Raw genomic sequence first — 10,350 nt, 5'->3', positions numbered from 1 at the left:
CCACGCCCCCCCCCCCCCCCCCCCGGCCGGCCCCCCCCCCCGCCCGCCCGCCCCCCCCCCCCCCCCGCTGCTCCAGCTCGGCGCCGCGGCCAAGGACCGCGGCCCGGTGGTGGAGCGGATTCTGAGGGTCGGACAGGACATCGCCCTGGAGAGGGGGTCGGTCTTCGAGAGCGTGCTCACCTCGGCCGCCCCCCACCTGGTGATGTCCCGCGAGGAACTGGTCTCCGCCTCCTACCCGGGCGATCCCAGGGTCCAGACCGCCCTCGATCTGAAGGTCCACTCCCTGATGGTCGTCCCGCTGCGCGCCCGGGGCACCGTCCTGGGGCTGCTGCTGCTCAGCCGCGCCGAGGGCCGCGCAGCCTTCGACCGCGACGACCTGGCGCTCACCATGGAACTGGCCGGGCGCGCCGGCATCAGTCTGGACAACGCCCGCCTCTACGCCCGCGAGCGCGAGAGCGCCCTGATGCTCCAGCGCAGCCTGATGCCCCAGCAGGTGCCCTCGCCCCCCGGCGTGCAGATCGCCTACCGCTACGTCCCCGGCGGCAGCCATGGCGAGGCCGAGGCCGAGGCGGGCGGCGACTGGTTCGACGTGATCCCCCTGGCGGGCGGCCGGGTCGCCCTCGTCGTCGGCGACGTGATGGGCCACGGGCTGCGCGCCGCGGCCACCATGGGGCAGCTGCGCACGGCGGTGCGCACCCTGGCCGCACTCGACCTGCCGCCCGACGAACTGCTGCGCCGCGTCAACGACCTGGCCGACGACCTCGCCCAGGGCACCGACGAGCCCCTGATGGCCACCTGCGTCTACGCCGTCTACGACCCCTCCACCCGCCGGTGCACCCTGGCCACCGCCGGGCATGTGCCGCCGCTGCTGCTGACCGGCCGGGGCGGCGGCTGGGACGTGGCCCCGGTCGAGGCGCCGCCGGGCGCTCCGCTGGGCGTCGGCGGGGTGGAGTTCGAGTCCCTGAGCCTGGAGGTGGAGGAGGGGGCGGTCCTCGTGCTCTACACCGACGGGCTGATCGAGCACCGCGGCGAGGACATCACCGAAGGGCTGGACCGCCTGATGTCGCTGCTCGGCGACCTGCCCGCCCAGCCGTTCCTGGAGGACGTCTGCGACCGGGTGCTCGGCGATCTGGACCCGGGCGCCGGACCGGCGGGCTCCGCGGTCCCACCGGGACCGGTGGGCTCGGTGGATGACGTGGCGCTGCTGCTGGCCCGGCTCGGCGGCCTCCCCGAGGGCAGCGCCGCCTCCTGGAACTTCCCCGCCGAGACGCGCGCCGTACGCCGGGCCCGCGAGGCCGTCCGCGGCGTCCTGCGCGGCTGGGGGCTGGAGGCGCTGACCGACGACACCGTGCTGCTCGTCAGCGAACTGGTCACCAACTCCATGCGCCACGCCCACGGGCCCATCGGCGTACGGATGGTGCGCGGCACCTCCCTGCTGGTGGAGGTCTCCGACCCGCTGCCCGTCCCGCCCCGCGAGCGCACCGCCGCCCCGGACGACGAGGGCGGGCGCGGCATCCGGCTCGTCGCCCGCGGGGCGCGCCGCTGGGGCACCCGCCACGGACCGATCGGCAAGACCGTGTGGTTCGAGCTGGGCCTGCCGTGACGGAAGGTGGGCTCGATCCCACCCCCGGTACCGGAACAGCGGCCTCACCTGCGCCTTGACGCTGTGTCCGGCACAAAGGAAAGATTGCGCCACGCCATACCGCGTGCCCCCGCTCCCGGCCGCGGTGCCGCCGCCGGGACCGGCCGGGGACGACCGGGCCGCCACGGCGTGAGGTTCGGGCGGACTCCGCCTGGTTAGGAGAGAGAGGGAGCGGGACCGGCCCGGGTCCCGCCGAAAGTGGCGGAAACCGTGCGGTGGACGGGACCAGCGGATCCCGGGCGGAGCGCGCCCGGGGAAAGCTGGACCGGAACAGGAAGGGGCGGCGTTGAGCGAGATTCCGGCCGAGGCGGGAAAGCCCGACGACGTACGCCGTGCCCTGGCGCTGCTGAACGCCGCCGGGGCGCGGATAGGCAACTCCCTCGATCTGGACACCACCGCCCGCGAACTCCTCGACGTGGCCGTGCCCCAGTTCTGCGACCTGGCCTCCGTGGACCTGTACCCGGAGGTGTTCTCCGGCGAGGACCCCCGGGCGGTGGAGGGCCCGGACGGCACCCGTCCGCTGCGGCGCGTGGCCTTCGCCAGCGCCGTCTCCGACGGTCCCATCACCTTCGGCCGCCACACGGGCGGCACCCCCGACCCGGAGCACGTCGAACTCGGCGGCATCCACAGCTACCCCGCGGACTCCCCGTACGCCGAGGCGCTGCGCACCGCCCGCGTCCAGCGCCTCGCGGGCACCCTGGTGCGGTCCACCCTCGCCGTGCCGATGGTCGCGCGCGGCCGGGTGCTGGGGCTGGCCCAGTTCTCCCGCACCATGGGCAGCGAGCCCTTCGGGGAGCGGGACGCCGCCCTCGGCGCGGAACTGGCCGCCCGCGCCGCCGTGTGCGTGGACAACGCGCGGCTGTACCGCAGGGAGCACGAGCGCGCGCTCATACTCCAGCGCAGCCTGCTGCCCCCGGACGACCCCGAGGCCGCCGGGCTCGACATCGCCTGCCGCTACCTGCCGGGCAGCACGGCCGGCGAGGTGGGCGGCGACTGGTTCGACGTCATCGAGCTGCCCGGACACCGCACCGCCCTGGTGGTCGGCGACGTGATGGGCCGCGGCCTGCGCGCGGCCGTGGCCATGGGCGAACTGCGCACCGCGGTACGCACCCTGGCCCTGCTGGACCTGGAACCGGCCGAGGTGCTGGGCGCGCTGGACGAGATCGCCCAGGGGCTGGGCGCCTCCCGCGGCGGACGCGGCGACCAGTCCGGCCGGGCCGCGGATCTCTCCGAGGTGTACCTGGCCACCTGCGTCTACGCCGTCTACGACCCCGTCACCCGCCGCTGCGCCTTCGCCAACGCCGGGCATCTGCCGCCCGTGCTGGTCGAGCCGCGCGAGGACGACGGCGAGCGGTCCGCGCTGCTGCTGGAGGTCCCCAGGGGCGTGCCGCTGGGTGTGGGGGGCGAGCCGTTCGAGGAGACCGAGGTCGAGCTGCCGGACGGCGCCCTGCTCGCCCTCTACACCGACGGCCTGGTCGAGTCCCGCCACCAGCCCCTGGACGAGGGGCTCCAGGCGCTGCGTACCACCCTGTCGAGCCCCGACCGCCCGCTGGAGGACGTGTGCGACGAGGTGCTGGGCGCGCTGGAGAACCACCACGGCGAGGACGACGTCGCCCTGCTGCTGGCCCGGATCCAGGGGCTGCCCGCCGGGGCGGTGGGCGACTGGCGGCTGCCGGCCGAGCCCCGTTCGGTGGCCCGCGCCCGTGAACTGGCCCGCCGGCGGCTCGCCGCGTGGGGGCTGGAGGACCTCGCCGACACCACCGAGCTGCTCGTCAGCGAGCTGGTCACCAACGCCCTGCGCCACGGCACGGGGGTCTCCTCCGCGCAGCCGGCGGCGGGCGCCCCTCCGGTGCGGCCAGGAGTTGGGGTCCCCCCGGCGCTGCCGGGGGGAGAGATACGGCTGCGCCTGCTGCTGGACCGCACCCTGGTCTGCGAGGTGTGGGACTCGGGGCTCGTCCAGCCGCGCCGCCGCCGCGCCCGCGACACCGACGAGGGCGGACGCGGTCTGCAACTGGTCGACCTGCTCTCCTCGGGCTGGGGCAGCCGCCGTACCCCGCGGGGGAAGACGGTCTGGTTCGAGCTCGCCCTCCCCCAGGAGGGCGAGCCCGGGTCGTCGGACTCGGTCGAGGCCCTGCTGAGCATGTTCTGAGGGGGCCGTCCACGGACGCCGTGCCCGGCGCCGCGCCCGGAAGTGCCGCACCTCACACCGCCCTCGCGGGAGCGCCGCGCCCCGCGCCCGGTGCGGAGCTAAGCTCCCGGTCGGCGGGCGGTCACCCCGGCGTCACCGGGCGGACACGGGCGCGGCCTACGGTCGTACGCGGTGCGGGCATGGGGCCGAGGGAGCCGTAGGGCCCCGTCCACCGGCGCCGGGCCCGTAACATGGAGGGATGACAGGCCGTGGCGATGATCAGCCCGGCGGGCGCGCGACGCACCGGTCGCGCAGCCATCCACGATTCCGGGAGAAGCGCCCCCAGTATGCCCACGCGCCACGACATCCGTAACGTCGCCATCGTCGCCCACGTCGACCACGGCAAGACGACCCTGGTCGACGCCATGCTCAAGCAGGCCGGCGCCTTCGCCGCCCACCAGCTCGACCAGGTGGACGACCGCGTGATGGACTCCAACGACCTGGAACGCGAGAAGGGCATCACCATTCTCGCCAAGAACACCGCGGTCAAGTACCACCCCAAGGACGGCGGCGCCCCCGTCACCATCAACATCATCGACACGCCCGGCCACGCCGACTTCGGCGGCGAGGTCGAGCGCGGCCTGTCCATGGTGGACGCGGTGGTGCTGCTGGTGGACGCCTCCGAGGGCCCGCTGCCGCAGACCCGGTTCGTGCTGCGCAAGGCGCTCCAGGCCCGGCTGCCGGTCATCCTGTGCATCAACAAGACCGACCGGCCCGACTCCCGTATCGACGAGGTCGTCGACGAGGCCTACGACCTCTTCCTCGACCTGGACGCGGACGAGGAGCAGATCGAGTTCCCCATCGTCTACGCCTGCGCCCGTGACGGCGTGGCCTCGCTCACCAAGCCGGCCGACGGCACCGTCCCGGCCGACAGCGACAGCCTGGAGCCGTTCTTCTCCACGCTGCTGGAGCACGTCCCCGCCCCCTCCTACGAGGAGGGCGCGCCGCTCCAGGCCCATGTGACCAACCTGGACGCCGACAACTTCCTCGGCCGCATCGCGCTGCTGCGCGTGGCCCAGGGCGAGCTGCGCAAGGGCCAGACGGTGGCGTGGATGAAGCGCGACGGCTCGACGCAGAACGTGCGCATCACCGAGCTGCTGATGACGGAGGCGCTCACCCGCAAGCCGGCCGAGGTGGCGGGCCCGGGTGACATCTGCGCCGTCGCCGGCATCCCGGACATCACCATCGGCGAGACGCTGGCCGACCCGGAGAACCCGGTCGCGCTGCCGTTGATCACCGTCGACGAGCCGGCGATCTCCATGACCATCGGCACCAACACCTCGCCGCTGGTCGGCCGGGGCGGCACCGGCAAGGGCGCGGACGCCAAGGCGGCCGTCAAGGACCGCAAGGTCACCGCCCGACAGGTCAGGGACCGTCTCGACCGCGAGCTGATCGGCAACGTCTCGCTGCGCGTGCTGGACACCGAGCGTCCCGACGCCTGGGAGGTGCAGGGCCGCGGCGAGCTGGCGCTGGCCATCCTGGTGGAGACCATGCGCCGGGAGGGCTACGAGCTGACCGTCGGCAAGCCGCAGGTGGTGACCAGGGAGGTCGACGGCAAGGTCCACGAGCCGGTCGAGCGCCTGACCATCGACGTGCCCGAGGAGCACATGGGCGCCGTCACGCAGCTCATGGGCACCCGCAAGGGCCGGATGGACAACATGTCCAACCACGGCTCGGGCTGGGTGCGCCTGGAGTTCGTGGTGCCCTCCCGCGGCCTGATCGGCTTCCGCACCGAGTTCCTGACCCAGACCCGCGGCACCGGTATCGCCCACTCCATCCACGAGGGCCACGAGCCCTGGTTCGGCGAGCTGAAGACCCGCAACAACGGCTCGCTCGTGGCGGACCGCGCCGGCGCCGTCACCGCCTTCGCGATGACCAACCTCCAGGAGCGCGGCGTGCTCTTCACGGAGCCGGGCACCGAGGTGTACGAGGGCATGATCGTCGGTGAGAACTCCCGCTCCGACGACATGGACGTCAACATCACCAAGGAGAAGAAGCTCACCAACATGCGGTCCTCGACCGCCGACGTGACCGAGTCGATCGTCCCGCCGCGCAAGCTCTCGCTGGAGCAGTCCCTGGAGTTCTGCCGCGACGACGAGTGCGTGGAGGTGACCCCGGAGGCCGTGCGCATCCGCAAGGTCGTCCTGGACCAGAAGGAGCGCGCCCGCGCCGCCTCCCGGGCCAAGCACGCCTGACCCGGCCCCGCGCCCCGTCCGTCGACGATCGGGAGTCGACGGACGGGGCGTCGGCATGGTGAGAGAAATTACACCGGAACGCGTGGGGAGGCGTGTTCCGGTGTCGCCGCGAGCCCTCATGTCTCATGTCTCACGTCAAGTGTTTTAGGGCACACGGGCGTCCGGTGAGCGGACTTCAAATGTCGGAAGCCGTATCAACAGTCCGTTTCGCGTAAGTCTGTATGGGATTATTTTGTCCGGATTCTGATCGGGGGCGTGAGTGTTATGTGACCAAACCGAGATCCGTCACGTGTGGTCTACGCGCCTCGTGTCCCCAATAGTTGGGTCCATTGAATTCGGGTAGGCGGGTTGTCCGTCGATCGGTGAACGGCTCCACAACGAAGACGGGGAGCCGCACTGGTGCGAGGGGCGGCTCCTCCCGTGAGAACAGTGGACTCCTGAGGAGGCATACCCATGCGCGGTGCCATGAGCGCCAAGTGGGTCGCGAGTGCGATAGTCGTGGCGCTGGCCGCGACCGCCTGTGGCGGCAGCGACAGCGGTGACAACAAGGAAGACGGCGCCAGTGGCGGCTCCATCAGCATGGACATCGGCGAGCCCAAGCGTCTCGTCCCGGCCAGCACGACTGAGAGCTCGGGCAACCAGGTCCTGTCGGCTCTGTTCACTCCGCTCGTCGAGTTCGACGAGGACAACAAGCCGGTCATGGCCGCGGCCGAGTCGATCGAGTCCGAGGACAACAAGACCTGGACGATCAAGCTCAAGGACGCCGTGTTCCACGACGGCACGCCGGTCAAGGCCGAGAACTACGTCAAGGCCTGGAACTGGGGTGCCTACGGTCCGAACGCCGCGGACGGGAACTACTTCTTCGGGACCATCGAGGGTTACGAGGACCTGAACCCGCAGGACCCCGACGGTGAGGAGGGCCCGAAGAAGGCCCCCGAGCCCAAGGGCGAGGAGCTCAGCGGCCTCAAGGCCATCGACGACAAGACCATCGAGGTCACCCTGTCGGCCCCGTTCTCCGGGTTCCCCTCGCTGCTCGGCTACACGGTCTTCTACCCGATGCCGGACTCCGCGTTCGAGGACATCGAGAAGTACGAGGAAGCCCCTGTCGGCCAGGGCCCCTTCAAGATGAAGGGCGAGTGGAAGCACGACCAGCTGGTCTCCGTCACCAAGTACGAGGACTACAAGCTGGGCGACCAGCCGAAGATCGACGGCATCGACTTCAAGGTCTACCAGGACCAGAACACGGCCTACAACGATCTGCTGGCCGGCAACCTGGACGTCCTGCGCACCATTCCCACCGAGGTGATGGGCACCGCGCAGAGCGAGCTCGGTGACCGGTTCAAGACCTCCCCGGCCTCCACCTTCCAGTTCCTGGCGTACCCGATGTACGAGGACGCGTACTCCGACAAGCGTGTCCGCAAGGCCATCTCGATGGCCATCGACCGTGACGAGATCATCGACGTGGTCTTCCAGGGCTCGCAGGAGTCCGCCCGCTCCTTCGTCTCGCCGGTGGTCTCCGGCTACCGCGAGGACACCTGCGGTGAGGCCTGCAAGTTCGACCCCGAGGCCGCCAAGAAGCTCCTGGACGAGGCCGGGGGCTTCGAGGGGGACAAGATCCAGCTCGGCTACAACGGTGACGGTGGCCACAAGCAGTGGATCGACGCCACCTGCGACCAGATCCGCAAGAACCTCGATGTCGAATGCGTCGGCACTCCGATTCCGAAGTTCGCCGAGATGCTGACCCAGGTCGAGAACGAGCAGTTCGCCGGCGCCTTCCGGATGGGCTGGATCATGGACTACCCGTCCATGGAGAACTACCTCGGCCCGCTGTACAGCACCGACGGTTCGTCGAACTACTACGGCTTCAGCGACAAGGAGTTCGACAAGCTGGTCGCCGAGGGCCGCTCCGCGGAGACCGAGGAGGAGGCCATCGCCAAGTGGCAGCAGGCCGAGGACATCCTGGCCGAGGAGATGCCGGTCATCCCGCTGCGCTTCGGCAAGAACGTCTTCGGTCACTCCGAGGGCGTGAAGAACGTCGACATCGACCTCTACAACAACGTTGTTCTGGACCAGATCGAGAACTCCTGACAGTCGTTCGAGTCACAGGCTGAACAACGACTCAGGATCTGACGGTGGGGACAGGGATCCTGTCCCCACCGTCACCATGAGGAGGATCACCCATGGGCCGGTATGTCGCCAGGCGGCTACTGCAGATGATCCCGGTGTTCATCGGGACCACAGTCATCATCTTCGCGCTCACTCTCGCGATCGGCGGAGACCCCGTCCAGAATCTGTACGGTGAGCGTCCCGTGCCGGACAGTGTCCGGATCGCTCTCACCGAGCAGTATCATCTCGACGAGCCCTGGTACGTGAGGTACTGGTACTACCTCTCAGGGCTTGTGCAGGGGGATTTCGGTCAGAGCCTCGCGGGCCGTCCGATTGGCGACATGATCGCGGAGGCGTGGCCCCACACTCTGCGGCTCGCCCTGATCGCCTTCATCGTCGAGGCGATCATCGGCGTCGCGGCCGGTCTCATGGCAGGGCTGAAGCGCGGCAGCTTCGTGGACAACCTCGTTCTGCTCTCCACCCTGTCCGTGATCTCCATCCCGATCTTCGTCATCGGCACCACCGCCCAGCTCTTCCTCGGCGTGAAGTGGGGCATCCTGCCGGTGGCGGGCGTACTCGAGGGCTGGCAGAGCTACCTGCTGCCCGGCATTGTGCTCGGCTCGGTCTCCCTCGCCTACATCGCACGCCTCACCCGGGCGTCCGTGGCGGAGAACCTCAGGACCGACTACGTCCGCACGGCGAAGGCCAAGGGCCTGCCGCAGTCGCGAATCTTCGGTGTACACGTCCTGCGCAACTCCCTCATCCCCGTGGTCACCTACCTCGGTATCGACATCGGCACGCTGATGGGTGGCGCCATGGTTACCGAGCGCATTTTCAACGTGCCAGGCGTCGGTTTCAACGTCTTCAAGGCCACTCAGATCGAGGACGGGCCGGTGCTCGTCGGTTTCGTTTCCATGCTGGTGCTGGTGTACCTCTTCGCCAGCCTTCTGGTGGACCTGCTCTACGCCGTGCTTGACCCGAGGATTCGTTATGTCTGACAGCAGCGCTTCGACCATGCCCACGGCCGCTGACGTCCCGCCCCCGGGTGACGGCGGCAGCGCGGATAATTCGGGTGAAACCAGATCGCGCAGCCTGCTGCAGGACGCGATCCGGGACCTGGTGCGCCGACCGATCTTCATCGTCTCAGCCGGTGTCATCCTGTTCCTGTGTGTGATAGCGGCCTTCCCGGGGCTCTTCACGAGTGTCGACCCGCGTTCCTGTTCCTTGTCGAACTCGCTCCAGAGCCCGAGCTCGGAAGCGTGGTTCGGCTATGACGCGCGCGGTTGCGACATCTACGCCCGGGTCATCCACGGCACCCGGACCTCCATCGTGGTCGGTGTCCTGGCCACTCTGGGCTCCGCGATCATCGGCGGCCTGTTCGGCACAGTCGCCGGCTACCTGGGTGGCTGGATGGACACGGTGATCTCCCGTGGCATCGACATCTTCCTGGGCCTGCCGTTCCTGGTCGGTGCCATCGTCATCCTGAACGCCTTCCGCGACCCCGAGACCGGGTCGCGGGTCGGAGGCATCTGGGGCGTGCTGGCGGCCCTGACCCTCCTGGGCTGGATGAGCATGGCCCGTATCATGCGTTCCTCGGTGATCCAGGCGAAGCAGGCCGACTACGTGACGGCCGCCCGCTCGCTGGGCGCCTCGACGAGCCGCATCGTGATCCGGCACATCCTGCCCAACGCCGTCACTCCGCTGATCGTGGTCTCCACCATCAGCCTGGGGGTCATCATCTCCGCCGAGGCGACGCTGAGCTTCCTCGGTGTTGGTGTCCAGCCTCCGACGATTTCCTGGGGCGTCATGGTCAGCGAGTCGCTCGGCCGGGTCCGCGAGTCGTTGCACCCGCTGCTCTTCCCGGCGACCTTCGTCAGTGTCACGGTGCTGGCGTTCATCATGCTCGGCGACGCGGTGCGCGACGCCCTCGATCCCAAGCTGCGCTGAGGGAGGCGTACGTGATTACTGTCGATAAGACCGCGAACGGTCCCGAGGCGCGGGACAGCGAGAGGGAAGGACCGTTGCTGGAGGTCCGCGACCTCCACGTGGAGTTCTCTTCGCGAGACGGTGTGATCAGAGCCGTCAACGGGGTGAGCTATGACGTGCGTGCCGGTGAGACGCTGGCGGTGCTGGGGGAGTCGGGTTCGGGCAAGTCGGTGACCGCGCAGGCGGTCATGGGCATCCTGGACATGCCGCCGGGGCGGATTCCCAGAGGGGAG

Annotated in this window: 7 protein-coding genes; all 7 read left to right on the top strand. The window is 70.0% G+C overall.

From position 1 onward, the window contains the following. The coding region (locus tag AC2CJA_RS19070) for an ATP-binding SpoIIE family protein phosphatase (RefSeq protein ID WP_484603916.1) at window positions 1-1,603 on the top strand (1,603 nt) is incomplete at its 5' end. Between the two features lie 325 nt (window positions 1,604-1,928). Continuing rightward, window positions 1,929-3,791: a SpoIIE family protein phosphatase gene (locus tag AC2CJA_RS19065; protein ID WP_484603915.1), complete on the top strand. Its 1,863-nt coding sequence runs from the start codon at window positions 1,929-1,931 to the stop codon at window positions 3,789-3,791. 326 nt (window positions 3,792-4,117) lie between these two features. Continuing rightward, on the top strand, window positions 4,118-6,025 hold the full coding sequence (gene typA / locus AC2CJA_RS19060; RefSeq protein WP_484603914.1) for a translational GTPase TypA: 1,908 nt from the start codon (window positions 4,118-4,120) through the stop codon (window positions 6,023-6,025). A gap of 453 nt (window positions 6,026-6,478) precedes the next feature. Continuing rightward, the gene (locus AC2CJA_RS19055; RefSeq protein WP_484603913.1) at window positions 6,479-8,113 is read left to right on the top strand and encodes a peptide ABC transporter substrate-binding protein; all 1,635 of its coding nucleotides are present in this window, start codon (window positions 6,479-6,481) and stop codon (window positions 8,111-8,113) included. A gap of 92 nt (window positions 8,114-8,205) precedes the next feature. Then, entirely contained in the window at window positions 8,206-9,129 is a 924-nt protein-coding gene (locus tag AC2CJA_RS19050; RefSeq protein ID WP_241717467.1) for an ABC transporter permease, read from the top strand. Beyond that, a complete protein-coding gene (locus tag AC2CJA_RS19045; RefSeq protein ID WP_484603912.1) occupies window positions 9,122-10,078 on the top strand; it encodes an ABC transporter permease in 957 nt (318 codons plus the stop codon). The genes AC2CJA_RS19050 and AC2CJA_RS19045 overlap by 8 nt, the downstream gene beginning before the upstream one ends. Window positions 10,079-10,089: 11 nt before the next feature. Continuing rightward, window positions 10,090-10,350: ATP-binding cassette domain-containing protein (locus AC2CJA_RS19040; protein WP_484603911.1), on the top strand; the 261-nt coding region annotated here is incomplete at its 3' end.

This window comes from Streptomyces sp. ATLC9 (assembly GCF_057196705.1).
This window is presented reverse-complemented; position numbering and strand designations above follow the sequence as displayed.

Excerpts from the sequence above, each read along its gene's own strand:
- typA (WP_484603914.1), top strand. The coding sequence starts at position 4,118 with ATGCCCACGCGCCACGACATCCGTAACGTCGCCATCGTCGCCCACGTC.
- AC2CJA_RS19050 (WP_241717467.1), top strand. The coding sequence starts at position 8,206 with ATGGGCCGGTATGTCGCCAGGCGGCTACTGCAGATGATCCCGGTGTTC.
- AC2CJA_RS19045 (WP_484603912.1), top strand. The coding sequence starts at position 9,122 with ATGTCTGACAGCAGCGCTTCGACCATGCCCACGGCCGCTGACGTCCCG.
- AC2CJA_RS19055 (WP_484603913.1), top strand. The coding sequence starts at position 6,479 with ATGCGCGGTGCCATGAGCGCCAAGTGGGTCGCGAGTGCGATAGTCGTG.